The sequence below is a fragment of the Streptomyces marincola genome, assembly GCF_020410765.1.
Classification (GTDB): Bacteria; Actinomycetota; Actinomycetes; order Streptomycetales; family Streptomycetaceae; genus Streptomyces; species Streptomyces marincola.
Genome location: NZ_CP084541.1, coordinates 2,344,900 through 2,369,498 on the forward strand (window position 1 = coordinate 2,344,900; position 24,599 = coordinate 2,369,498).

Here is a 24,599-nt window from a genome sequence, read left to right on the forward strand (position 1 = left end):
TCGGCTCCTTGGCAGGTCGAAGCAGGTCGAAGTCCCGCCGGACGCGCGGGCCGGTCCGCCGGCCCGTGCTCAGCCCCCTTCCGGTGGCTCCGGCATTCTGCCCCCGCGCGCGCCGTTCCATTCACGCGGCGCCGGGCGCCCGTTCCGCCGCGTGCGGCCGCGCGCGCCCCAGGCGCACCGGCAGCACCTCGGGCCCGTGGGAGATGAAGGACTCTATGGGCGGCGGCGCCGGGTCGGCCGGCTCCATGGCGGGGAAGCGCTCGAACAGCGCGGGCAGCGCGGCGCGCGCCTCCATGCGCGCCAGCGGGGCGCCCAGGCAGTAGTGGACGCCGTGGCCGAACGCCAGGTGGTCGCGCGGCGGCCTGGTCACGTCGAACACGGCGGCGTCGGGGCCGTGTTGCTCGGGGTCGGTCCCCGCTGCGGCGAACACCGCGAGGATCGCCTCGCCGGTGTCTATGGTCACCCCGGAGTCGAGTGCTATCGGCTCGGTCGCGTAGCGCAGCGGGAGGCTGGCCACCGAGGGGGCCCAGCGCAGCGTCTCCTCGATCACCGCGTCCCAGCCGACGCGGCCGGAGCGGACCAGCGCGAGCTGCGCGGGGTGGGCCAGCAGTCCCATGACGGCGTTGGCCAGCAGGTTGACCGTGGTCTCGTGCCCGGCGGAGAGCACGAGCAGCAGGGTGTCGAGCAGTTCCTGCTCGGTGAGCCGGTCGTCGCCGTCCCTGGCTTCGATCAGCGCGGTGGCCAGGTCGTCGTCCGGCCTGGCCCGTTTGAACGCGGTCAACTCGGTGAGTATCTCGTACAGCTGGCGGTAGTTGGCGGCGGCCCGCTCGGGCGGTACCGAGGTGCGGAAGATGCTGTCCATCGTGCGCAGCATCCCGGGCTGGAGGTGCGCGGGCACCCCGTACAGCTCGCATATGACCCGTATCGGCAGGGGCTGGGCGAACGCGGCCCGCAGGTCGACCGGTTGGTCCGCGGGCCGGGCGGCCATGCCGTCGAGCAGGTCGCGCGTGATGTCGTCGATGCGGGGGGCGAGGGCGCGCGTGCGGCGGGCGGTGAACGCCGGGGCGACCAGCTTGCGCAGCCGGGTGTGGTCCATGCCGTGCGCGGTGAACATGTTCCTGACCGCCACCCACGTGTACAGCGGCCAGGTCTCGGGGATGCGGCCGGCGATGAACTCCGGCCAGTGCTTGCGGGCGTCCTTGGACACGCGCGGGTCGGTCAGCAGCCGTTTTATCAGGGCGTGACTGGTGATGGCCCAGGCCCCGACACCGCCGGGGAGTAGGACACGGACGGCGGGGCCTTCCGCGCGGAGACGCGCGGCCTCACCGGGGACGTCCGCTCCGGTGGGGTCGAGGACGATCGGCTCACGGTCCACGGGCTTGTCCCCTTCTGATCGGGTGCGATCGGCGTGAAGGTGGCCGGCAGCTCGGTGAGGGCGCGGTGGAACGGCCCGGGCCGCCAGGTGAGTTGGGCGAAGGGCACGGTGAGGCGGATGTCGCACAGCCAGGACGTGAGCCGGTCGATCGCCGTGGTGGCGATGAGCACGGCGGGCTGCTGCGCGGGGCAGGCGTGCGGCCCGGCGGCGAACGCGAGGTGCGCGCCCGAGTCGGAACGCGGTCCTGGCGGCAGGTCGCAGGGCGCGGTGTTGGCCGCCGCGTAGGAGACGAGCACGGGGGTGCCGGCCGGGATCCACGTGCCGTGCAGGTCGACGTCGCGCCGCGGGTAGTGCGCGGAGTAGTTGGCCACGGGCGGGTCGTTCCACAGCACGTCGGTGATGGCGTCGGTGACGGTCAGGGCGCCGCTTGAGACCGTCCGGTAGTAGCGCGGGTCGGACAGCATGCGGGCCAGGGCGTTGCCCATCAGGTTGACCAGCGGGTCGTAGCCGGCGGCGAGGGTCGTCACCAGCTGGCCGATCACCTCCTCCTCGCTCAGCTCGACCGGGTGGTCGATCAGCCACGAGGTGAAGTCGTGTCCCGGCCTCTCCCGCTTGGCCGCGACGAGTTCGGCGAGCAGGTTGATGTACTCGTCGTTCGCGTGGTGCGCCTCCTCGGGCGAGTGGGCGTCGAACATGCCGTTCGCCCCGGCCACCAGGCGGGGGCTCGCCTCCTCGGGGACGCCGAAGACGCCGCCGAAGATCAGCAGGGGGAGGTGCCGCACGTACTCGCTGATCAGGTCGACCTCGCCGCGGTCAGCGAAGCCGCTGATCAGCGCGTCGGCGGAGCGGTGCACCAGGTCGCGCAGCTCGTGCGGCTCGATCAGGGCCAGGCTGTCGGTGGTGGCGCGGCGGTAACGGGCGTGCACCTCGCCGTCGTTGAACAGGGCGTTGGCGCGCCACATCAGGATGGGCAGCAACTGGCTGTCGGCCGGCAGGGTGTGCTGCCACACCCGCGGGTCCTTGGAGTAGGTGTCGGTGTCGTGCAGCACTTCGAGCGCGGCCCGGTAGCCGGTCACCAGCGTCGCCCGGACCCCGGGGGCCAGTTCGACGGGGGCGCAGGCGCCGTAGGAACGGAGCTTCGCGTAGACGGCGTGCGGGTCCGCGGCGAAGTCCGGTCCGTAGATCGGTACCGGCTGCATGGGGTCGTTGGTCACGACTGCTCCAGGGCGGGGAGTTTCAGCACGTGCTCGGCGAGCGCGAGCAGCGCGTTCAGCGACGTGCCGCGGTCGCGGGCGTCGCAGGTGACGAGCGGGGTGTCCGGGGCCAGGTCGAGCGCCTGCCGCAGGTCCTCCTCGGGGTAGTGGGGCGAGTCGGGGAAGTCGTTGAGCGCCACCGCGTACTCGATGCCCTGCTCCTCGATCATGCCCATCACCTCGAAGGAATCTCCTATCCGCCGGGTGTCCGCGAGGACCAGCGCGCCGAGCGCGCCGCGCGTCAGGTCCTCCCACAGGGCGTGGAACCGCTTCTGCCCCGGGGTGCCGAACAGGCACAGCGCCAGGTCGTCGCCCAGGGAGATGCGGCCGTAGTCGAGGCCGACGGTCGTGGTGGTCTTGTCCCTGACCCCGTGCAGGTGGTCGACAAGCGAGCCGGTGGCGGTCATCACCTCCTCCGTCCGCAGCGGCGGGATCTCCGACAGGGTGCGGATGATGGTGGTCTTGCCGACGCCGAACGGGCCACTGACGATCACCTTGACCAGTTGCTGGTCCGGGTTGCGCAGGTAGATGCCCCTACTGGAGTGCGCGAAGTCCACGGATCACCCTTTCGAGGATGTGCTTGTCGGGCTGTTCGCCCGTCGTGAGCGCGAGGGGCGCCCGCACGATGAGGAGCCCCTGGTCGAAGAGGTCGCTGGCGAGGACCTTGACGAAGCTGACGGGCAGGGACAGATGGGCGGCCACTTCGGCGAGCGGCAGCGCGCCCTGCTGGAGGATCTCCATCACCCGCTGTCCGGCGGGCGTCACGTCGCCCGGGATCTCCTCGATGGCGCACCGCAGCACGGTGAGCCGGTCGAGGACGTTCCGGCTGGGGCGCGTTCTGCCGCCAGTCCAGACGTAGGGCGGAATCAGCCGCCGGTTCATCGATTCTCCCTTGCGCGGAGGCACACGCATCGGTCAACGAGCGGCCCGGCGATCGGGCTTCGCCCTGCCGCGCGGTCCGGCCCGCCGGGCCGGTCAGGCCGACCGGCCGTCGTCGCCCGACGGTGCGCGGCCGACGTCGCCCCGGGGCGGGCTGACCATGGCCTTCCCCAGGGTCTGGACCTGCTTCTGCATTTCGTAGGAGACGTTGTCCATCGCGACCCCGGGGCCGGTGAACACGGCCAGGTACGTGCCCTCGGCGGCGGGGATGACGAAGACATACCCGTCGTAGGTCTCGACCATGACCTGCCGCAGCACCGTCTCCCCGCCGTAGTAGGTCTGGCTGGTGCCGCGCCCCGAGGCGAGCAGGGAGGCCAGCACGGCGGACAGCTTCTCCGCCGTCTCGGTGTCGAGGCCGGAGTGCGCCTCGTAGAAGCCGTCCGCGGTGATGACCATGGCGTGCTGGACGTCGGGAACCTGGAGGATCGGCGTCAGCACGAACGAGAGGTCGACTTTCTGCTTCGTGGCGGGGACTCGGGCGTTCATCGGCTATCCCTTTCGGTGTCGTGCTCGGGCACGGGTCCTGGCGCCTCGGCCCGTCCCCGCGCGGTGCCCCGCTGAAGTGCGCCCATCCGCGCGGCGGCCTCCTCCGGGTCGCGGAACGCGCGGCCCGCGACCCCGCCCACCGCGACGGCCCCGGTGGCGGACGCGGTGGCGCCGGTGGCCGCGGGCGCGGGGTGCGCGCGGCGGTTGCGGCGCTGCGGGAGGGCGGGCGGCGCGTCGCCGGCCGCCTTGGCGGGAGCCGCCGGGGCCGCGGGGCCGGGACGTGCCGGGGCGGGAGGCGCCGGGGCCGCGGCGGCGGAGGGCGCCGGAACGCCGGCCGCGGCGGCGGGGTCGGCCGCCGGCGCGTGGGGCGCCACGGTGGGCGGGACCGCCGTGGGCGCGGGGCGCGACACGGGGGCGGGGATCGGCAGGTCCTCGGTCACCGGCGTGATCAGCTCGCTCGGGATGAACACCACGGCCTTGACCCCGGCGTAGTGCGAGGGTTCGACCGAGACGGCGATGCCGTACTGCCGGCACATCTCGCCGATCGCCGCGAAGCCGGAGCGCGGCGGGTCCCCGAGCTCCGCGAGGTGGATCTCCTCCCGGCCCGAGAGCAGGCGCCTGGCCCGGCCGAACTCGTCGGCGTTCATGCCGATCCCGGCGTCGTTGATGACCACGACGGCACCGTTGTGCGCCTGGTGCAGCGACACCTCGACCGGCAGCGAACCGTGCGAGTGGTGCACGGCGTTGGCCATGAGTTCGGCGATGACGATCGCCACCGGCTCGGCGGCGCGGTCCGCGACCGCCACCGGCTCGGGCAGGTGGTCGAGGATCTGGACGCGCTCGTAGCTGGGGATGCGGGAGCTCGCGCCCATCACCAGCGCGCGCAGCGGCGAACTCGTGCGCACGAGTCCCGCACCCGCCCCGCACACCACGCGCGTGACCTGGAGGCGGCGCAGGACCTGCTCGTTCAGGTAGTCGAGCCCCGCCAGTTGCTCGGCCAGGTCGGGATCGTCGTACTTGTGCAGCATGTCGTCGACGGTCGTCTGGAGCTGGTAGCACATGGTCTGGAGTTTGGTCGTCGCGCCGCGCATCGCGGCCTGCGCCGCGCCGTCCACCCGGCGGCGCTCCCCCAGAACGGCCGAAGACACCCCGGCGAGCACGGACTCAAGTGCCTTGCCGCCCGGGGCGTCGAGCAACTCGGGATGGCGGGCGCCCGGCACCCGCACGTGCGCGTGCCGCAGCGCCTTGGCCATGGCGGGCAGCCGGTGCCCGACCAGGTGCTCGGCCTCCTCGGCGAACAGCCGTTCCCGGCGCGCGGCTTCGGTCAGCCGGTCGCGCAGGGCGGCGACCTCGGCTTCGGCGTCCGCACTGCGGCGCCGCATCTCCACGTCCAGCCGTCGGTGGCGTCGTTGCAGCCGCAACCACATGGCGGCGAACGACCCGGCCGGCACAGCGCCGACCACCAGACAGACGGCCAACGCCGCCGGTATTTCCATTGCACCCACCCAAAAGGGGTCTACAGCCCACAAATTGCTCACGCACACGCCGGAAGGATCGCACCGACGCGCGCCGTCCCACCCGCACGGCGCCCGGCCGGACCCATCAACCGGCGGTGGACCCGTGTCAGTTGCAAGCACCGCGACAACGGCTGGCCGAAGTCAAGCAGGACGGAACGTCACTCCGCAATCCGAACGTGTGACCAAGCGTGGGTAGGGTGAACGCGTGTTCACCCCCCTTGTCACGGATCAGCCCCCCGCCGCCTGGCGTGTCCTGCTGGACTATGTCAGGCCGCACCGCAAGGCGCTCGCGGCCGGCGCCGTGCTCTCGCTCGCCACCGGCGCCGCCGGGCTGTCGCTGCCGCTCGTCGCCCAGGACCTGATCGCGGACCTGTCCGCCGACCGCTCCATCTCGGGCGCCCTGCTCCTGATGAGCCTGCTCGTCATCGCCAACGCCGGGATCGGCGCCCTCGGCTCCTACGTCCTCCAGCGCACGGCCGAGTCCGTGGTGCTCACCGCCCGCCGCTCCCTCACCGCCACGCTGCTGCGCCTGCGCATCTCCGCGGTGGACACCGTGGAGCCGGGCGACCTGCTGGCGCGCGCCACCTCGGACACCACCCTGCTGCGCGCCATGACCACCAACTCGCTGATCGGCTTCGGCACCGGCGGCCTGACCCTCGTGGCCACCCTGGTGATGATGGGCCTGGTGGACACGGTGCTGCTCGCGGTGACCGTCGGCGTCATCGGGCTGGCCGCACTCGTCATCGGCGGCATCGTGCCCGCGATCAACCGGGCCAGCAAGCGCGCACAGGAGTCCGTCGGCCGGATGGGAGCCGCCCTGGAGCGCGCGCTCGGCGCTTTGCGCACCGTGAAAGCCTCGGGCGCCGAGGAACGGGAACGCGACGCGGTGCACGCCGCCGCGGAGGACTCCTGGCGCCAGAGCGTCCGCGCCGCCAAGTGGCAGGCCCTCGCGGGGAACACCGCGGGCCTGTCCACCCAGGTCGCGTTCATCACCGTGCTCGCGGTCGGCGGCGCCCGCGTGGCCACCGGCGCCATCGACGTCGGCGCTCTCGTCGCCTTCCTGCTGTACGTCTTCTACCTGATGTCGCCCATCCAGCAACTCGTCAGCGCCGTCGCGCAGTACCAGGTGGGCGCCGCCGCGATCAGCCGCATCCAGGAGGTGCACGCCATGCCGGGCGAGCCGGAACGGGCGCCCGCGCCCCTTCCCGCGCCGGGCGCACGCCCCGCGGCGGTCGCGTTCGATGACGTGCGCTTCCGCTACACCTCCGAACTCCCCTACATCCACCACGGCGTGACGTTCAGCGTCCCGCCGCGCGGCATGACCGCGTTCGTCGGCCCCTCGGGCGCCGGGAAGACCACGGTGTTCTCCCTCATCGAGCGCTTCTACGACCCGACTGCGGGCCGCGTGCTGCTCGACGGCCGCGACATCGCCGACTGGGACGTCGCGGAACTGCGCGCCGCCATCGGCTACGTCGAGCAGGACGCGCCGGTGCTCTCCGGCACGCTGGGCGAGAACCTGCTGTTCGGCGCGCCGGACGCGGGCCCCGACGCGGTCGCGGCGGCGCTGCGCACCACGCGCCTCGAAGAGCTGGTGGCCCGGCTGCCCGACGGCCTCGACACCCTGGTAGGCCACCGCGGCACCAAGCTGTCCGGCGGCGAACGGCAGCGCGTGGCCATCGCCCGCGCGCTCCTGCGGCGCCCACGGCTCCTGCTGCTCGACGAGGCGACCTCGCAGCTCGACGCGGTCAACGAGGCGGCGCTGCGCGACACGGTGACCGCCGTCGCGCGCGAGACCACGGTGCTGGTGGTGGCGCACCGGCTGTCCACCGTGACGTCGGCCGACCGCATCGTGGTGATGGACGCGGGCCGGGTGCTCGCCGTCGGCACGCACGCGGAACTCCTCGACGGCAGCCCGCTGTACGCGGAACTGGCCGCCACCCAGTTCCTCACGGCCGTCGAATAAGCGCCCTTTCCGCCGGCCGGGCGCGCGCACATGCTGGAGGCATGCGCATTGGATCGCTCGCCCACTCGGCCGGGGTGACCACGAAGACGGTCAGGTTCTACGAGCAGGCCGGGCTGCTGCCGGAACCGCCGCGCACGCCTTCCGGCTACCGCGACTACCCGCCGGAGAGCGCCGACCGGCTGATGTTCATACGCGGCGCGCAGGTCGCCGGCCTGACGCTCGCCGAGATCAGGCACATCCTCGCGGTGCGGGACAGCGACCGGGCGCCCAGCGGGCCTGACGCCGACCTCGTCGCCGGTCTGCTGCGCCAGGTCGAGTCCAGGCTCGCGGAGCTGGCCCACGCCCGCGACACGCTGCGCGCCCTCGCGGCCCCGCCGCCCGGACGCCCCGCGCGGGCGGGGGACGCGGCACGGCCCGACGCAGCCGGCGACCGCCCCGATCGTCCCGGACCCACCGGCGCGTAGGGGCGGGCCTGCGGCCCGGGTCGTCGCGTGGCGAGCGGCCGCCGCGCACGGCCCGTCGCGCGCTTCGGGCCGGCGGGGGGATGAACGGCGGGGATTCTCAGCGGGCCGGGGCCGGCACGGCCGACGGCCGCCACTCCCGCCTGAGCAACCCGAACACCCACGAGTCGGACACCTCGCCGTTCACGACGCAGTCCTCGCGCAACGTCCCCTCCCGCACGAATCCGACCTTCTCCAGGACCCGGGCGGACGCCGCGTTGCGCGTATCGGCCTCGGCCTGGACCCGGTTCAGGTCCAGGGTGTCGAACGCCCACCGCAGCAGGGCGTGCGCGGCTTCCGTCGCGTAGCCGCGGCCCCACATGGCATCGTCGAGGCAGTAGCCCAACGACGCGCTGCGGTGGACCGGATTCCATGAGGTCAGACCGCACCAGCCGACGAAGGCACCGTCGGAGGCGCGTTCGATGACCACCCGGGCTCCGGTGCCCTCGTCCGCCACCTTCCGGCACGTCGCGATGAAGCGCTCGGCGCGGGCCCGTTCGCTCCACGGCGGTGAGTCCCAGTAGCGCATCACATGGGCGCGGCTGTGCAGCGCGAAGAGCGTGTCCGTGTCGGTCTCGGCGAAGGGGCGCAGTCGCAGGCGGGGGGTGCGCAGTGCGGGAGTGGCCAAGGACATGGCCGCCATTGTGCTTCCCGGGGGGAGGGGCGGTACACCGAATTTCCGCTCCGGGCCCGGCCCCCGCGACCGCGGCGCCGGCCGCCCGGGGTCGCGTCCTCGGGCGGCCGGCGCCGGGCCGTGGTCAGGTCGGCGCCGGGTCGGCGCCGGGCCGGGGTCAGGGGGCGGGGGTGGTGACCGTGAACGGGGTGCCGTCGCCCAGGTGCAGGATGGCCCGCCCCGGCGTCGGCTGCTCGCTCGCGGCGCTGCGCGGCAGCTTGGCCCCGATCAGCTCGCCGTGCCGGTGCGTGGTCGGGGACAGCAGCACGCCGCGCCGCGCCTTCTTCGCGTCGACCTGCCAGCCGGAGAAGCCGCCGCAGATGTCGCCCTCGTCGCCGCCGAGCACGAGGTAGCGGCCCAGCTCCGTGCCCTTGGTGATGACGTTCTTCAGCTCGTCGCCGCCGTCGCAGCGGCGCAGGTCCTCGCCGTCGTCGACGAGGAACACGATGGGCTGCTGCGGCGAGGACGTGCTCATCGCCTCGCGCACCTCCGCCTCGGACAGGTCGTCGGAGGTGAACACGGCGACCACGCCCTGCTGGCCCGCCAGGTCGCGCAGCGGCGAGGGGCGCGGGGCCGCGATGGCCACGCGCACGCCCTGCGCGAGGAAGGACCTGGCGAGCATCGTCAGCACCGTGGAGCGGCCGGACTTGGCGGGACCCGCGACGATGAACGCGGGGGTGCCCTGCGCCAGGTCGGGCCCGTAGGCCATGAGTTCGTCGCCGCCGACGCCGACCAGGCCCCACAGCGGCGAGTTGGAGGTTTCGGGGTCGCGCATGCCCCAGGCGTCGGTGAACGTGAGGCGGCTCGGCAGCACGTCGACCCGGAACGGCCGCCTGGCGCGCGGCAGTCCGGCGTCGCGCTGCGCGGCCCAGTCCCCGATGGTGGTCAGGGCCGCGGCCTGGGCCTGCCCCGACAGCTCCTCGGTGAGGACGGCCACCTGCACCTCGGTGAGCACCTGGTTGCGGAACATGCGGCCGTCGACGATCGTCTCCGGCACCTTGCGGGCCGCCATGCCGACGTTGGAGTAGTCGGCGCGGTCGGAGAGCCGCAGCGTGAACTTCTCCTCCGTGAGGGACGCGATCCGGCCGGAGAGCACGGACCTGTCGCCCGTGATGATCAGGTGGATGCCGACGCTCGCGCCCTCGCGGAGCACGACGAACAGTTCGTCGGTGAGGGCGCCGTGGTCGATCTCGCCGAGCGTGGAGACCCAGCCCTCCCACCGGTCGAGGAGCACGACGATGTGCGGCAGCCGCCCCTCGGGGGCGGCGGCGGCGCGCTGCTCGCCGATGTCGGCGAGCGCGTCCTGCCCCAGCATCTCCTGGCGGCGGTCGAGTTCCTGGCGCAGCCGCCGGATGAGGCGGCGCACGCGCTCGGTCTGGTTCCTGCTGACGACCGCGCCGCAGTTGGGCAGCTTCACCAGGGCGTTGAGGGCGCCGTTGCCGCAGTCGATGCCGTAGAGGTGGACGTCGGCCGCGGAGTGTATCCAGCCGAGGGAGCCCGCGATGGTGCGCAGCAGCTGGGAACGGCCGCTGCGCGCGGCGCCGCCGACGATCATGTGGCTGAACGTCTTGAAGTCGATGGCCACCGAGCGCCTGGCCTGCTGCTCGGGCAGGTCCTCGACGCCGAACGGCGCGGCGGGCAGCGGCCCGGCGGGCACGGGGTGTTCGAGGTCGCGGAGCAGGACCCGCTCGGGCAGGGCGGGCAGCCACGGGCTGTGCTGCTTGGCGAAGCCGAGCTGCCGGTCGGCCTCGATGACGGCGTCGACCAGGACCTTGAGGTCGGTGATCTCCTCCTCCTGGGACGCGGCGCCCGGCGGGCGCTTGAGCTGGGCGCGGCCGAGGTCGTTCCAGTCGAGGCGGCCGGTCCACGGCATGCGGGCGGCCGGGTCGACGGCGCCGGGGCGGCGCCCGCCGACGCGGCCGGACTGGAAGGGCACCAGGGAGGAGTGGCCGAGGCGGACGTACGCGCGGCCGGGCGTGGACTTGGCGATGAGGCCGGCGTCGGGCGCGTTGATGACGTCGGAGGACTCGCTGGCGTCGGTGACGCGCAGCGCGATGCGCAGGTTGGTGTTGGCGCGGATCTCGGGCGAGACGACGCCGCTGGGGCGCTGGGTGGCGAGCAGCAGGTGGATGCCGAGGGACCGGCCGCGCTGCGCGATGTTGACCAGGCCCTTCACGAAGTCGGGGAGTTCGCGGACCATCGAGGCGAACTCGTCGATGACGATGAGGAGTCGGGGCATCGGCTGGAGCCGCCCGGGCGAGCGGCGCATGAGGTCCTGGTAGTCCTCGATGTCCTTGGCGCCGACGCCGGCGAGTATGTGCTCGCGGCGCGTGAGTTCGGCGCCGAGGGAGGCCAGGGCGCGTTCCACCAGGTGGTTGTCGAGGTCGGTGACCATGCCGACGGTGTGCGGCAGCTGGACGCAGTCCTTGAACGCCGAGCCGCCCTTGTAGTCGACGAGGACGAACGTCATGTTCTCGGGGGTGTTGGCGACCGCGAGCGAGGCGACGATGGTCTGGAGCAGTTCGGACTTGCCCGAGCCCGTGGTGCCGGCGATGAGGCCGTGCGGTCCGTCGCGGCGGATGTCGATGGCGAACGCGCCGTCGTAGGACTCGCCGATGACGGCCTCGGTGGACTGGCCGCCCAGGCGCCAGCGGGTGGCGACGGCGCCCGCGGTGGGCGGCTCCATCTCGATCACGTCGAGGAGGCGGCTGGCGGAGGGCAGGGCCGCGTCCTCGGACTCGCCGCTGATGTCGCGCACCGGGGCGAGGGAACGGGCCAGCAGTTCGCACCACTCGGGCCGCACCCAGTCGGGCCGCACGCCCCGGATGCGCCACGCGCCGGTCTGCTCGACGCGCAGCCGGTCGGCCGCCTGCGCGGGCGCGGGTCCGGTGGGCTGGCCGGGCACCCCCGCGCCCGGGACGGCGAGGAAGGTGTGGAAGCCGGTGGCGTAGCCGGGGTTGCGGGTGCCGCCCTGGCTGACGCGGTCGGGGTTGGGCTCGGCGACGACGACGGCCTGGCACTCGCCGGGCAGGAAGCGCTCCTCGTCGTCCAGGCACAGCGCGTGGATCTGGACCCGGGGGCCCTCGGTCAGCAGCCTGATGACGCCGGGCAGGGACCGCATGCGGCGGGAGCCGTCGAACACCACGACGATGTCGGGGTCCTTGAACGTTCCGCCGCGCGATCCCGCTTCCTTGGCGGCCTTCTGGCGGGCGTCGAGCAGCGCGGTGAGCTCCGCGACGCGGGCGCCGACGGTCTCGGCGTCGTTGCCGATCAGCGCGTTGACCTCGTGTTCCGCGCCGGGCCGCGCGTGCGGCAGCCAGCGCGCCCAGTCCCAGCTGTACTGCCCCGAGCCGTCGGTGAGGATGAAGAACTGGACGTCGACGGGGCTTTCGAGGACGGCGATCTGGCTGACGGCCCAGCGGCCGAGTGCGCGCGCGGTGTCGCCGGGGCCCGCGAAGCCGATGACGCCGAGGGTGCGCAGCGGCAGCGTCACGGGGGCGTCCGCGATCTTCCAGAACACCTGCCGCTTGTGCTCGTCCTGCTGGGGGTCGGTGAGGACGACCTCGGAGTCGAGTTCGGCGGTGCCGACGCGGATGAGCAGGTGGTCCTCGTCGGTGCGGCGGCGCTCCCACAGGCGGGTGCGCGGTCCCGTGGCCTGGGTGAGGACGGTGGCCGGGTCGGGCGCGGCGTGCCGGCGGGCGAACCGCTCCGCGATGAGGGCGTCCCTGGCGTCCTTCTCGATCCTGGCCTTGCGCTCGTTGTACTCCTCGACCTTCTTGGCGTGGGAGATCCGGCCGCGCTTCTTGTCCATGAAGTAGTTGGACAGCAGCATCACCGGGCTCATGAACGCCATGGCGAGGAACAGCCAGCGGCCGGTGAAGTAGGCGAGGGCGACGGCGCCGACGAGCGGCAGGAGCGCCATCAGCCAGGGCAGCGGGCGGCGTTCGCGGTCGCCCGGCGGCTTGGGGAGGGTGAACGCGGTCTGCCGCTCCGGCGGCAGCAGGCGCGGCGGCCGGTTGTAGTCGAGGCCGCCGCCGTCCTCGGACGCCTTCAGGGCCGCGTCGGGCGGGAAGTAGGGGGTCAGCTCGAACAGGGTGTCGCCGATGGCGAGTTGCTTGCCGAGCTTCCAGTCGGCGCGGTCGCCCTCGGTGTGGCTGAACGGCTGGCCGTCGAGGGTGGGCCGCGTCTCGCTGTACACGGTGACCTTGCAGGTGCCGTCCGCGGCGACGCGCAGCGTCATGGCGTGCTCGGGGAGCGAGGGGTCGTCGACGCGGATGTGCACCTGCTCGCCGGTGCCGATCTCCACGCGCCCGCTGCCGAGCCGGTGGACGGCGCCCGCGCCCGGGCCGCCGACGACGCGGAACTCGACGATGCCGCTCGGCTCACCGGGCCAGCAGCCGCTGGGGTTGTGCAGGCTGACGACCGATCCCTCGCGCAGCGGCGCTTCCGCCAGGGTCAGCGCCGGGTCGAGGTAGTCGCCGTTCACGAAGAGGTGCGCGCCGTCGGCGGGGCCGCCCGGCATCCCGCCTGCGCCGGCCATGGCGGCCTGCGGACTGAGCCTGCCGCCGACCAGCCGGGTCAACTCCGGGGCGAGGTCCCCGATGCGGGTCTCCGGGGCGGCGTCGACGACCGTGTCGGCTCGTTGCCCCCCGACCGGGTCGACGACTGTCAGGGTCAGGCGCACGCTTGTCCTCCCGTTGTGCCACAGCAAGGTGCTCGCTGGACATGACCATAATCGCATCTTGCGCCTGCATGACAACTGGTGCATAAGCGGGGTGCAACCGCCCGCCGCCACCCGGCGTCCTATGTGTCGCCGGGCGCCGTGGAGGCCCTCTTGACCGGGGGTGTTGCCGTGTGCTTGGCGGACGTAGGCTGAGGTGATCGTGGTGCCGCCATCGAACACGGGGCCGCGTCATCCATCGCCAGTCCAGCGGGGGGAACGGCCCTCCGCTCCACCGAGGAGGGGAACCGTATGTCTGACATCAATGTGACATATGACGAAATGCGGACGGCCGGCGACCGGCTCATCTCCGAGTACGAGACCATGGACGCCAAGCTTGAGGAGCTTCAGAGCTTCATCGACGGCCTGGTGTCGGACGGCTACGTGACCTCGCGCTCCTCGCGCGCGTTCGACGAGTCGTACCGCGAGTTCACGCAGGGTGCCAAGAAGGTGCTCGAAGGTCTCCAGGGCATGGGCCAGTTCCTGAAGACGGCCGCGGACGCGATGGAGGAGACCGACACCGGTCTGGAAAGCGCCATCCGCGGCTGACCCGTTCCGGCCGGAAGGGCGGTGCCCGTGGCGCGTTTTCGGCGCGCCGGACACCGCCCTTCGGCTTCCGTCGGCACATAGGTGCCCCGGCCTCTACCGCCGCGCCCCCGCCCGGCCCGCCGCTCACGGCCGCCGCGCCGAGGCCGCGCCGTCCCGCGCGGCCAGGTCCCGGGTGGCGCGCGCCAGTTCAGCGGGGCGCTCGACGCGGTAGGGCACGCCCACCGCCGCCAGGACCCCGGCCAGCCAGGCCCGGTCGTCCGCGCCGGTGCTGTACCGGCAGCGGTCCGCGCCCGGGCCGGGGCGGTCCGCGCGGCGCCGGAGAGCGGACGGGTTCACCGCGCGCCCGCGCCCGCGGACGTGCGCCAGGCGTGTTTGACCGCCGCCCAGCGGTCCGCGCGTTCGGGGGTCAGGCGGCCCCTGATCTCCGCGAGTTTCAGCAGCGCGGCCTCGGCGCCGCCGGTCAGGGTCCTGGCCTCGGCCGTGTAGTGGTCGTCGATGAGGGCGTCGAGTTCGGCCTCGTTCATGGCGGGCGCGACGCGCGCGGCGAGCGCGTTGGTGTCGCGGTAGGAGCCCTGGAGGCGGAACGGCGGCTCGGTGCGGGTCGCGTCGTCCTGCCCGGCGGAGGCGATGTAGGCGGCGTTCACGGCCAGCACGGTGCGCTGGACGTACCGCAGGTGCCGCAGGACCGCGAGGATGCCGTCGAGTTCGGCCGGCGGGTACGGGTGCGCGAGCCGGGCGGCGGCCCCGGTGTCGCCGTCGGCCATGCGCACCAGCAGTTCGGTGTCGGCGCGGTCGCGTCCGGCGAGCGGGGCGAGCACCGGGTTGGCGGTGAGCGCGTTCTCGATGTGGCTGAGCGCGAACAGGTCGGCGCGCCCGGCGGTGATGTCGCCGAGGTTCCACACGTCCGCGCGGTTGGCCAGCATGTCGGGCAGGCGGAACCGGCTGCCGGACTCGGTGAACGGGTTGCCCGCCATGGAGATCGCGAACCGCTTGCCGCGCAGGTCGAACGTGGCCGGCTCGCCGTCGGAGGCGCGGACGCCGTCGACGCGGCGCTGCGCGTCGCACAGCGGGATGAACCGCTGGAGGAGTTCGGGCGACACGTGCTGGATGTCGTCGAGGTGCAGCAGCACGTTGGTGCCCAGTTCGAGCGCGAGGTTGATCTTCTCGATCTCCCTGCGGGCGGCGGCGTCCGGCGCGGCGGCCGGGTCGAGCGAGGTGGTGCCGTGGCCGAGGGCGGGCCCGTCGGCCTTGACGAAGATCATGCCGAGGCGCGCGGCGAGGTATTCCATCAGCGTCGTCTTGCCGTAGCCGGGCGGGGAGAGCAGGAGCAGCAGGCCCTGGCTGTCGGTGCGGCGCGCGGCGTCGGCGGTGCCGAGCTGCTTGGCGAAGTTGTCGCCGATCAGCGGCAGGTACACCTGGTCGATGAGGCGGTTGCGGACGAACGTGGGCAGCGGTCGCGGGCGCAGCGCGGCCAGCCGCATGCGGTCGCGTTCGGCGTCGAGCAGGGCGTTGCGGCGGCGCGTCCACGCGCGGTGCGCGGGCACCCTGTCGGTGCGGAAGCGTTCGGTTCTGGTGAGGAACTCGTCCAGGCGCAGCGTGAGTTCGCCGCCGCTGACACGCGGGTGGCTGCCGAGCAGGCCGGTGGCCGTTGCGGTGAGTTCGGCGTCGACGGCGCGGTGGGCGAGGGTGTCGGCGCACAGTTCGACGGCGACGGCCTCGGGCAGCTCCGCGGTCCCCCGGCCGGTGCTCGCGGCGAACGCGCCGAGCCAGGCGGCCAGCAGCTCGCGGCGCGCGGGCAGGTCGTCGCCGAGTTCCTTCAGCTCTCCGGCCAGTTCCCGCGCGCCGTCGGGCCCCGCGGCGGCGCGGAAGTCGTCGAGCAGAGCGCGGGCGCCCGGCCCGGTGACGAACGCGGGCCCGCCGCGCGCCAGTTCGTCGAACAGGTAGGGGCCGACGGCTTGCGGCGCGTCCTCGCCGAGCCGTTCGGTGGCGAAGTGCGCCGCGGCGCCGGTGAGTTCGGTGATCAGTGCGGCGGCGGCCGGGCCGACGGCGTCGGCGCCGAACGCGGCGCGGGCCCGGTCCAGCGACCTGGCGCGGGTGGCCCACGCGGTGCGCCGCGCGTCGTCGCAGCCGTGCGCCCAGAACAGCTGGGCCGCGGCCCGCACGGCGGGCGGGTGGCGCAGCAGGTCGGCGCCGCGGTGCAGGCGCAGCAGCGCGGTGAGGACGACGGTCGCGTCGTGGTCGTGGACGCCGCGGTCGTAGCCCTCGTCCCAGGCCGCTTCCGCGGCGCGGCGGACGAGGTCCGCGGGCCGCGCGCCGCCCCGGCCCTCGGCCAGGGCGGCGGGGAGCACGGCGGCGGCCAGGTGCTCGGCGCGGTAGACCTCGGGGGACTCCGAGGGCAGCGGCTCGTCGCGGAAGTGCGGGGCGGCGGCGAGCGCGGGGTCGTCGACGGGCGCCCGGTAGTCGGTGCCCGTGACGGCGAACGCGAGCCCTTCGCCGTGCGGCACGAGGGTGAGTTCGGGGGTCTGGGCGGTGACGGAGAAGTGGTGCCGGCCGAGGCGGAGCAGGCCGTCGGCCCCGTACAGGTCGGCGCGGTCGCGCAGGGCGCGGGATGCCTCCTGGCGGGCGGCGGCGAGGCGTCCTTCGAGTTCGTCGGCGGGCACGGTGGCGCCGATGGCGCGCAGGTCGCGCGCGGTGGCGCGGACGCGGGCCACCAGCGGGTCGGCGGCGAAGTGGGCGTGGACGGCTTCCTGGTCGGGCAGCGCGGCGGCGCGGCGGACCGCGGTGGCGAGCAGGCGTTCCGCGGACTCGGCCAGCCGCTGGGCGTGCGCGGCCCGTTCGTCGATGCGGGCCTGCTTGCGGGCGGCGAAGGTCTCCTGGATCTCCTCGCGCCGCTCGGTGAGGTGCGTGAGGAAGTCGGGCGCGGTGCCGAAGCGCGCGATGAGGTCCTCGACCTGGAGCAGGAGTCGGCCCAGTTGCTCGTCGCACTCCTCCGGGGTGCGGGCGGCGGCGAGCGCGGCGACGACGGACTGGCCGAGGAGCGCGCTCTCGGCGGCGAACTCGGAGCGGCCCTCGGCCTCAGCGAGATCGCGGCGGCGCCCTTCGAGGGCGGCACGGGCCCGGTTGACCGCGGCCACCACCTCGCCGACGCGGGTGAGCAGCGCGGTGCGCACGGTGGTGTCCGCGACGTCGAGGCCGCCGACGACGTCGGTCACGGTGCGCAGCGCGTCGGCCCGTTCCTCGATCTCGGCCGCCAGCGGCTCGGTGCGGGCGACGCTTTCGGCCTCGGCGGCGCGTTCTGCGAGCCGGCCGACGGCGGCGACGACGTCGTCGAACGCGTCGGGGCGGGCGAGGAACGCGACGGCGCGGCGTCCGGCCGCGGCGAGCCCTTCGCCGAGCCGGGCGGCCAGCGCGTCGAGCGCGGCCGGGTCGGCGTGCCGCAGGCCGCGCAGCGTTTCCGCGCGCCCCTGGGCGCGGCGCAGTTCGGTCAGCAGGGCGACCCAGTCGTGCGCGGTGCGGTGCGCCTCGCCGCGGGCGCGCCGCAGCAGGGCGGTGGCGTCGGTGTCCGCGGCGTCGAGGGCGGCGCGGGCCCGCGCGCGCAGTTCGGCGACGCGTGCGTACTCGCCGATGACGGCGGTCGCGGCGGCGCGCAGCGCGGCGACGGGTTCGTGCAGGGCGCCGGTGCCCGGCAGCCGCAGCCAGGGGTGCTGGTCGGTGAGCCGGTCGCAGGCGGCGACGACGGCGTCGAACACGGCCGCGCCCTCGCCCAGGTCGGTGGCGAGCGCGGCGAGGGTCAGCGCGTCGGAGACGCCGCGGACGAGTCCCGCGTTGCCGACGCGGCCCAACGGCCCGTCGTCGCGCGGCTGCTGCCCGGCGTGTGCCTCGGAGACGAACGGGGTGCGCCACAGCTGCACCGGGTGGGCGCGGGCGGGGTCGCGTTCCTCGTCGCCCGCGCGGGTCAGGGCGAGGGTGCCGTCGTCGAACAGGGCGAAGCCGTGGGCGGCCAGCGGCGCGGCCACCTCCTTGCGGATGCGGTTGTAGGGCAGCAGGAGGGCGCGGGCCTCGTGGTCCGCGCGCCCGTCGCGGAACACGTACAGCAGGTCCTCGCCGTTCGGGGAGCGCACGAGGGAGTCGAACGCCAGGCCCTCGGTCCCGGTGTCGAACGTGCGGGCCGCCGCGCCCGCGGGCGCGGCCGACAGGTAGTAGCCGCCGGGGAAGATCAGACCCTGGTCGTCGGGCAGGACGCGGCAGTCGCGGCCGATGCCGTCGAGGCGGACCACCTCGCCGGTGCGGGTGTTGTGCACCAGGTGGCGCGGGGCGCTCTCGCGGTAGGGCAGGACGCGCAGGAGGAGCAGGGGGCCGACGCGGGCGTGCCACAGCCGGGCGTCGGCGAGGGACTGGATCGGGTCGTCGACGGGTTCGCCGTACACGCCGTCCGGGGTGGTGGTGTCGTTCTCCGTCTTGACGGTGAGGGAGCCGCCGACGGTGGAGACGTACAGCGTGTCGCGGACGTTGATGTGCGGGTGGGTGCCGGGCACGTGGTCGTCGCGGCCGGCCGGCTGCCACGTGACGGCGTCGGCGGGCGGGGCGAGGTGGTCGCGTTCGCCCTTCGCGTCGAGGTATTCGGGGCGGCCGTCGGGGTGCAGCCGCCAGCGCAGCACGCGGATGTCCGAGGAACGCTCGCCCGTGGCGAAGACGGCGAGCAGCAGCGGCCCGGTGACGCGCAGCCGGGTCAGGCGCGCGTGCTGGAAGTAGCGGTACAGCTCGTCGAGGTCCCGCTGGAAGGCGGGGTCGTCGAGCAGTCCCGGCACCGCGTCGCGCGGCGCCGGGGCCAGGGCCGTGCCGGTGCGCCGGTGCAGGGTGAGGCCGCCGCGGCCGGCCGGGTCGTGGTGGCCGGCCAGCAGCAGCCCGCCGACCTGCACGAGGTCGGCGGGCACGGCGGGCCGTTCGGTGCGCAGCTCGGCGGTGGCGAGCAGTTCGAGGTCGAAGCCGCCGAACGTCTCGGTGCGCCGGGCGTTGAGCGCGTGGGCGCGGCGGGCGAGTTCGTCCGCCGCGGCGCGCATGCGGTCGCGCAGCACCGTGTAATCGCCGCCGTCCCCCGCGTCGGCGGACGCGCCGGTCGGGTCCGCCCCGCCCGGCGCGCTCGCTTCGGCGGGCGCGTCGGCGGCCCCCCGGTCGTCCGCGTGCCGCGGGCGCAGGGCGTCGTTCGGCTCGGTCACGTTGTCCACTCCCCCATGCGTGCCCATGCGTGCGCTTGTCCCCGGCCGCCGGCGCCGGTGCGCCGGCGGCCGGCCGGCTACTTGGCCAGCGAGACGGTGCCGGCCGCGTGGCCCACGACGGCGTCGGCCACCGGCCCCGCGGCGACGGGCACGGTCCCGTTCCCGGTCAGTTCCGTGACCTTGAGGTCCGCGAGGCCCTGGCCGCGCAGGGTCTCAAGCAGGCTGCCGAGGCGGCCCGAGTCGTCGCCGCCCGTGGAGATCAGCGAGGTCAGCACACCGGCGACGGTCAGGTCGCGCAGCCCGCCCGAGCCCAGCCCGGCCACCATGGCGCCGAGGTCGCGGGTGAACGTGGACCCTTCCTTGTCCAGCCAGGGCCCGGCGAGGGTGCGGGCGTGCTCGGAGCGGTCGAGGAACGCGTCGAGCCCCTTCCCGGCGCCGATGGCGCCCAGCAGGCGGTCGAAGAACACGGTGTCGCCGCCCACGATGTCGATCTTGGCGTTCTCCAGACCGGTGCCCACGAGCGCCGCCTGCGCCTCGGCGATCTGCCGGTGCACGTCGACGGAGGCGAGCCGCACCTCCTTCTCGGCTTCGAGGCGCAGCCGGTACTCCTCGTGGTCGCGTCCGGCCGCGTCGAGCGCGGCCATGGCCTCGGCCTTCTCCTTCAGGCCCGCGGCCTCCGCGAGCATCCGCTCGCGCAGCGCGCCCGCCTCGGCCTCGCCGCCCTCGCGGGTGGCCTCGGCGTCGGCCAGGCCCTTCTCCTTGGCGATGTGCGCCTCGGCCAGACCCATCTCGCGCGCGGCCTCGGCCTCGGCGTGCCGGGTCCTGGCGAGGGCGTCGGCCATCCGCTCCTGCACCTCCGCCTCGGCCAGGCCCTCGGCCGCCGCGTCGGCCCGCTTGCCCTCGGCGAGGCGGATCGCGGCCTGGGCGTCGAGGTCGGCGGCCTTGCGGCGGGCCTCGGCCATGGTCAGGGCCTCGCGGGCGCGGTGCTCCGCGGCGACCTCAGCGGCCTCGGCGGCCTTGATGTCCTTCACGAGGCGTTCCTGGGCCTCGGCCTCGGCCTGGATGATGAGGGCCTGCCGGTCGCGTTCCGCCTCCTCGACGGCCCGCAGCTTCTTGATGTCCTCCTCCTGCTGGGCGACGGTCTTCTCGACGGCGATGCGCTCGCGGACGACGTCGGCGATCTCCCGCTTCTCCGCCTCGATCTCCTTGTCCTTGGCGATGCGGCGCAGCTCGGTCTCGCGGTCGCGGGCGATGACCTCAAGCAGCCGGTCCTTCTCGATGCGCTCGTTCTCCACGGCCACCACGCGGTCGCGGTTCAGGCGCGCGACGACGATCTCCCGCTCGCGGTTCTCGTGGTGGACGCCGAGCTGCTCGTCGGTCCTGATGACGGCGGTCTGCGCGCGCAGCCGCTCCTCGGCCTGGACCCGGGCGGTCTCGGCCTCCTCGCGGGCCCTGGCGGTCTCCACCTCGCGCTTCTGCTTGATCTCGGCGTCGGCCTGGCGGCGTTCGAGTTCGAGCACGGCCTCGCGGGCGTCGACGTTCTGCCGCGTGATCTCCTTCTCCTCGGTGCGCCTGAACTCGTTGGTGAGAACGTTCTGCGCCGCGGTCAGTTCGGTGATCTTGCGGATGCCCTGGGCGTCGAGGATGTTGTTCTTGTCGAGGTGGGACAGCGGCGTCTGCTCCAGGTAGTCGATCGCCGCGTCCTCCAGGCTGTAGCCGTTGAGGTCGGTGCCGATGACGTCGATGATGCGGTCGCGGAACTCCTCGCGCTTGGTGTAGAGGTCGGCGAAGTCCAGTTGCTTGCCGACGGTCTTCAGCGCCTCGGAGAACTTCGCGTTGAACAGCTCCTGGAGGGTGGCCCGGTCGCTGGCCCGCTCGGTGCCGATGGCCTGGGCGACCTTGATGACGTCGGACACGGTCTTGTTGACCCGGACGAAGAACGAGATCCGGATGTCGGCCCTGATGTTGTCGCGGCAGATCAGGCCCTCGCGGCCGGTGCGGCCGATCTCGATGGCCTTCACGGAGATGTCCATGGTCTCGGCCTTGTGCAGCACGGGCAGCACCACCGCGCCGGTGAAGGTGACGTCGACCTTGCGGACCTTGGAGATGATGAGCGCCTTGCCCTGCTCGACCTTGCGGAACAGCCGGGTGAGCAGGAACAGGACGGCGATGAGGATGATCAGCACCACGGCGATGAGCACGCCGAGGCTGATGCCGATGGTCTCCATGACGGTGTGAGGCCCCCCTCTCGTGCGGGCCCGCGTGGACCCGTGAAGATCTGTGCACCGCGCCGTGAAGGACGCGGTCAGGCAGTGAAACGGTTCTGCTCCGGTGCCGGATCGCCGAAGTCGTAGGGCGCGACGCGGAAGAACCCGCCCTCGGGCTCGTAGTCGAAGATCAGCGCGCGCCGCCCGGCCGTCAGCTCGTCCGCCTCCGGCCCCTCGGCCCTGACCTGCACGATCGCGGTGCCGCCGTCGTCGGCGGCCACCTCGGCCTGCCCGAACGAGGCGGTGACGCGGCCGGTGCGGATGACGCACACGCGGCCGACGAAGTCCCGGTGGCGCGTTCCCGGCCGGGCCGCGAACACACGCCGCAGCGGCAGCGCCGCCAGCCACGCGCCCAGCCAGCCGACGCCGAGCGCGGCGGGCAGGGTCGCGGCCCGCTGCCAGTCCTCCGTCAGCAGTTCGGTACCGGCCATGGCCGTGAACCAGGCGAAGGCCGTCAGCAGCGACAGCGGGATCGCCGGCGGCACCCCGCCCAGGCCGAACGGTGCCAGGGCCGCGGCGCCCCCGTCCCGGTCGCCGCCCCCGTCGTCGGCCCCGTCCACGCCGTCGGCGACGGAGGCGCCCACGCCGAACGCGACGGAGAAGATCCAGTAGAGCAGGACGACGGCGAGCGGCACGGAGAAGACGACGGCGGGGAACCGCCCCGCTGTCTCCAAGAAGTCCTCCATGCCCCGCTCCCCCCGCGTCGGCGCGCGCTCCCGTCCCCCTTCCTCACGCGGTCCTGGCCCCGCCGGTTCCGCTTCCGCGACACCTGTGCCAGGACCGCGTTAAGAAACGGCGGCGGGCCGCCGGGGCGGCGTTAGGGTGGGCCGGTTGTCACGCGGCAAGCACCCAGGAGATTTCGGAACGGCGATCGACGTGGCGTCCCCCTCTTTCTCTCCCACCTCCGCCTCCCCGCTGCGCCGGGCGATCTTCCGCCTCCATCCGGCCCGCGCGGTCGCGGTCGCCTTCGCCGTGGCCGTGGCCCTGGGCACCGCGCTGCTCGCCCTGCCGCTCGCCACCGCCGACGGCGGCGCGCCCGACCCGCTGACCGCGCTGTTCACCGCGACCGCCGCGGTCTGTGTCACGGGCCTGACGATCGTGGACACCAGCGCCTACTGGAGCGGGTTCGGCGAGGGCGTGATCCTGCTGCTCGTGCAGGCCGGCGGCTTCGGCATCATGTCGCTGGCCTCGCTGCTCGCGCTGCTCGTCGCCGGCAAGCTGCGCCTGCGCATGACGCTGCACGCGCAGGCGGAGACGAGGATCGGCATCGGCGACGTCCGCGGCGTGCTGCTGCGGGTGGCCCTGATCACGCTCGTCGTGGAGTCGGTGACCGCCGCGATCCTCACGCTCCGCTTCGTGCTCGGCTACGACATGCCGTTCGGCCGGGCGCTGTACTACGGGGTGTTCCACGCGGTCGCGGCGTTCAACAACTCGGGGCACGGGCTGCGCTCGGACAACCTCACGGCGTTCGCGGCCGACCCGTGGGTGCTGGTGCCGGTGTCGGTCGCGGTGATCCTCGGCGGGCTCGGCTTCCCCGTGATCATCGAACTGCTGCACCAGTACGCGCGGCGGCGGCGCGGCGAGGCGGCGCGCGGCTGGTCGCTGCACCTGAAGCTGACGCTGATCGTCTCCGGCGCGCTGCTCGCCGTGGGCTTCGCGCTGACGCTGGGCCTTGAGTGGTCGAACGAGGGCACGTTCGGGCCGCTGGCCGCCGAGGACAAGATGCTCGGCGCGTTCTTCCACTCGGCGGTCAGCCGCACCGCCGGTTTCAACGCCACCGACATCGCCGCGATGGAGCCCGCCACGCTGCTGGCCACGAACGTCCTGATGTTCATCGGCGGCGGCAGCGCGGGCACGGCGGGCGGGATCAAGGTGACCACGTTCGCCGTGCTCGCCGTGGCCATCCTGGCCGAGGTGCGCGGCGAGCCGACCTCGGGCGTCTTCCGCCGCAAGCTGGCACCGCACGTGCTGCGGCAGGCGCTGACGGTGGCGCTGCTCGGCGTCGGTGTGGTGATGGTCTCGACGGTGGCGCTGCTCGCGATGGTGGACGCCCGCACGGACCTGGTGCTGTTCGAGACGGTGTCGGTGTTCAGTACCGTGGGCATGACCACGGGGCTGACCGCCGATCTGCCCACCCCGGCGCAGCTGATCGTCATCTTCCTGATGTTCATCGGCCGGGTCGGTCCGATCACGCTGGTGTCGGCCCTGGCCCTGCGGGAGCGCACCCGGCGCTACCAGCATCCTGAGGAACGGCCCATCATAGGGTGACCATGAGCAATCACCTGCACTCGCTGCGCCGCAGGCGCGGCAAACGGCTGGCCCAGACCCACGGCGCGCGCGAGGCCCGTGACCAGCGGATCGCCGTGATCGGCCTCGGCCGTTTCGGCAGCTCGCTGGCCGAGGAGCTGATGCGGCGCGGCTGGGAGGTCCTGGGCGTCGACGACGACGAACGCATCGTGCAGCAGCACAGCGACGCGCTCACCCACGTGGCGGTGGCCGACTGCACCGACGCGGAGGTGCTGCGGCAGCTGGGGGTGCACGAGTTCACCACGGCCGTGGTCGCGATCGGCACGAACATCGAGGCGAGCATGCTCGTCACGGCGAACCTGCTGGACGACGGTGTTCCGAACATCTGGGCGAAGGCGATCAGCCGCCAGCACGGCCGCATCCTGGAGCGGCTCGGCGCGCACCACGTGGTGCTGCCCGAGTACGAGATGGGCGAACGCGTCGCGCACCTGGTGTCGGGGCGGATGCTCGACTTCATCGAGTTCGACGACGACTTCGCGCTCGTGAAGACGATCGCGCCGGACGTGGCCACGGGCGTCCCGCTCGGGGTCAGCGCGGTGCGCACCAAGCACGGCGTGACGGTCGTGGGCATCAAGCGGCCGGGCCAGGACTTCACGCACGCGACGGCGGAAACGGTCGTCGAGCGGGGCGACGTGATCATCGTCACCGGCAGGACGCAGGCGGTGGAGGCGTTCACAGAACTGCGCTGAGCCGCACTGATCCGCCCGGGATGGATGGGCCGGGTGGGGGTACGGTGTCAGGAAGGCGTAAAGAGAGTGACTCTGGCGCCACGGTGTGCCGGGAAGTCTGGTCGGCGAATGCTCACGTATGTCCGTCCAGCCCGAAAGGTCCCGC

The 24,599-nt window shown here is 73.7% G+C and carries 16 protein-coding genes; 5 read left to right on the forward strand and 11 right to left on the reverse strand.

The window, feature by feature from the left end; translation table 11 throughout:
• Positions 1–121: 121 nt before the first annotated feature.
• From LC193_RS09780 to LC193_RS09800, 5 genes are all read right to left on the reverse strand, one after another.
• Positions 122–1,375: a cytochrome P450 family protein gene (locus LC193_RS09780; protein WP_226073372.1), complete on the reverse strand. Its 1,254-nt coding sequence runs from the start codon at positions 1,373–1,375 to the stop codon at positions 122–124.
• A 1,210-nt stretch (positions 1,376–2,585) separates the two neighbouring features.
• A complete protein-coding gene (locus LC193_RS09785; RefSeq protein WP_226073373.1) occupies positions 2,586–3,185 on the reverse strand; it encodes a GTP-binding protein in 600 nt (199 codons plus the stop codon).
• A complete protein-coding gene (locus LC193_RS09790) occupies positions 3,163–3,510 on the reverse strand; it encodes a DUF742 domain-containing protein (RefSeq protein ID WP_226073375.1) in 348 nt (115 codons plus the stop codon). The genes LC193_RS09785 and LC193_RS09790 overlap by 23 nt, the downstream gene beginning before the upstream one ends.
• A gap of 93 nt (positions 3,511–3,603) precedes the next feature.
• Entirely contained in the window at positions 3,604–4,053 is a 450-nt protein-coding gene (locus LC193_RS09795) for a roadblock/LC7 domain-containing protein (RefSeq protein WP_226073377.1), read from the reverse strand.
• Entirely contained in the window at positions 4,050–5,549 is a 1,500-nt protein-coding gene (locus LC193_RS09800) for a histidine kinase (RefSeq protein ID WP_226073379.1), read from the reverse strand. The genes LC193_RS09795 and LC193_RS09800 overlap by 4 nt, the downstream gene beginning before the upstream one ends.
• 226 nt (positions 5,550–5,775) lie before the next feature.
• On the opposite strand from LC193_RS09800, the gene LC193_RS09805 reads away from it, so the two are divergent.
• Positions 5,776–7,533 (forward strand): ABC transporter ATP-binding protein, encoded by a 1,758-nt coding sequence (locus LC193_RS09805; protein ID WP_226073381.1) that lies wholly within the window; start codon positions 5,776–5,778, stop codon positions 7,531–7,533.
• 41 nt (positions 7,534–7,574) lie between these two features.
• Complete coding sequence (locus LC193_RS09810; RefSeq protein WP_226073383.1) at positions 7,575–7,997, forward strand: heavy metal-responsive transcriptional regulator; 423 nt, start codon at positions 7,575–7,577, stop codon at positions 7,995–7,997.
• A 97-nt stretch (positions 7,998–8,094) separates the two neighbouring features.
• On the opposite strand, the gene LC193_RS09815 is transcribed toward LC193_RS09810, so the two are convergent.
• Together LC193_RS09815 and LC193_RS09820 are read right to left on the reverse strand one after the other, a co-directional pair.
• Complete coding sequence (locus LC193_RS09815) at positions 8,095–8,667, reverse strand: GNAT family N-acetyltransferase (protein ID WP_226073384.1); 573 nt, start codon at positions 8,665–8,667, stop codon at positions 8,095–8,097.
• A 157-nt stretch (positions 8,668–8,824) separates the two neighbouring features.
• Positions 8,825–13,390, reverse strand: coding sequence for an FtsK/SpoIIIE domain-containing protein (locus LC193_RS09820; RefSeq protein WP_226073385.1), 4,566 nt, complete (start codon positions 13,388–13,390; stop codon positions 8,825–8,827).
• 288 nt (positions 13,391–13,678) lie between these two features.
• Between LC193_RS09820 and LC193_RS09825 the strand changes: the two genes are divergently transcribed.
• On the forward strand, positions 13,679–13,975 hold the full coding sequence (locus LC193_RS09825) for a WXG100 family type VII secretion target (protein ID WP_226073386.1): 297 nt from the start codon (positions 13,679–13,681) through the stop codon (positions 13,973–13,975).
• A gap of 123 nt (positions 13,976–14,098) precedes the next feature.
• On the opposite strand, the gene LC193_RS09830 is transcribed toward LC193_RS09825, so the two are convergent.
• The 4 genes from LC193_RS09830 to LC193_RS09845 form a co-directional block, all read right to left on the reverse strand.
• Complete coding sequence (locus LC193_RS09830; RefSeq protein WP_226073387.1) at positions 14,099–14,311, reverse strand: hypothetical protein; 213 nt, start codon at positions 14,309–14,311, stop codon at positions 14,099–14,101.
• Positions 14,308–19,035, reverse strand: coding sequence for a DNA repair ATPase (locus LC193_RS09835; protein WP_226078534.1), 4,728 nt, complete (start codon positions 19,033–19,035; stop codon positions 14,308–14,310). The genes LC193_RS09830 and LC193_RS09835 overlap by 4 nt, the downstream gene beginning before the upstream one ends.
• Positions 19,036–19,268: 233 nt before the next feature.
• The gene (locus tag LC193_RS09840; RefSeq protein WP_226073388.1) at positions 19,269–21,419 is read right to left on the reverse strand and encodes a flotillin family protein; all 2,151 of its coding nucleotides are present in this window, start codon (positions 21,417–21,419) and stop codon (positions 19,269–19,271) included.
• A 77-nt stretch (positions 21,420–21,496) separates the two neighbouring features.
• Positions 21,497–22,144 (reverse strand): hypothetical protein, encoded by a 648-nt coding sequence (locus LC193_RS09845; protein ID WP_226073389.1) that lies wholly within the window; start codon positions 22,142–22,144, stop codon positions 21,497–21,499.
• A gap of 145 nt (positions 22,145–22,289) precedes the next feature.
• Here LC193_RS09845 and LC193_RS09850 point away from each other — a divergent pair, with 145 nt between their 5' ends.
• Both LC193_RS09850 and LC193_RS09855 read left to right on the forward strand, forming a co-directional pair.
• Complete coding sequence (locus LC193_RS09850) at positions 22,290–23,726, forward strand: TrkH family potassium uptake protein (RefSeq protein WP_226073390.1); 1,437 nt, start codon at positions 22,290–22,292, stop codon at positions 23,724–23,726.
• A 2-nt stretch (positions 23,727–23,728) separates the two neighbouring features.
• On the forward strand, positions 23,729–24,454 hold the full coding sequence (locus LC193_RS09855) for a potassium channel family protein (protein ID WP_086160376.1): 726 nt from the start codon (positions 23,729–23,731) through the stop codon (positions 24,452–24,454).
• Positions 24,455–24,599 lie beyond the last annotated feature (145 nt).

Bases quoted from the DNA above. Each gene is read 5' to 3' on its own strand.
- LC193_RS09855 (WP_086160376.1), top strand. From the start codon at position 23,729: ATGAGCAATCACCTGCACTCGCTGCGCCGCAGGCGCGGCAAACGGCTG.
- LC193_RS09795 (WP_226073377.1), bottom strand. From the start codon at position 4,053: ATGAACGCCCGAGTCCCCGCCACGAAGCAGAAAGTCGACCTCTCGTTC.
- LC193_RS09790 (WP_226073375.1), bottom strand. From the start codon at position 3,510: ATGAACCGGCGGCTGATTCCGCCCTACGTCTGGACTGGCGGCAGAACG.
- LC193_RS09825 (WP_226073386.1), top strand. From the start codon at position 13,679: ATGTCTGACATCAATGTGACATATGACGAAATGCGGACGGCCGGCGAC.
- LC193_RS09815 (WP_226073384.1), bottom strand. From the start codon at position 8,667: ATGTCCTTGGCCACTCCCGCACTGCGCACCCCCCGCCTGCGACTGCGC.
- LC193_RS09800 (WP_226073379.1), bottom strand. From the start codon at position 5,549: ATGGAAATACCGGCGGCGTTGGCCGTCTGTCTGGTGGTCGGCGCTGTG.
- LC193_RS09840 (WP_226073388.1), bottom strand. From the start codon at position 21,419: ATGGAGACCATCGGCATCAGCCTCGGCGTGCTCATCGCCGTGGTGCTG.
- LC193_RS09845 (WP_226073389.1), bottom strand. From the start codon at position 22,144: ATGGAGGACTTCTTGGAGACAGCGGGGCGGTTCCCCGCCGTCGTCTTC.
- LC193_RS09810 (WP_226073383.1), top strand. From the start codon at position 7,575: ATGCGCATTGGATCGCTCGCCCACTCGGCCGGGGTGACCACGAAGACG.
- LC193_RS09835 (WP_226078534.1), bottom strand. From the start codon at position 19,035: ATGCGCGCCGCGGCGGACGAACTCGCCCGCCGCGCCCACGCGCTCAAC.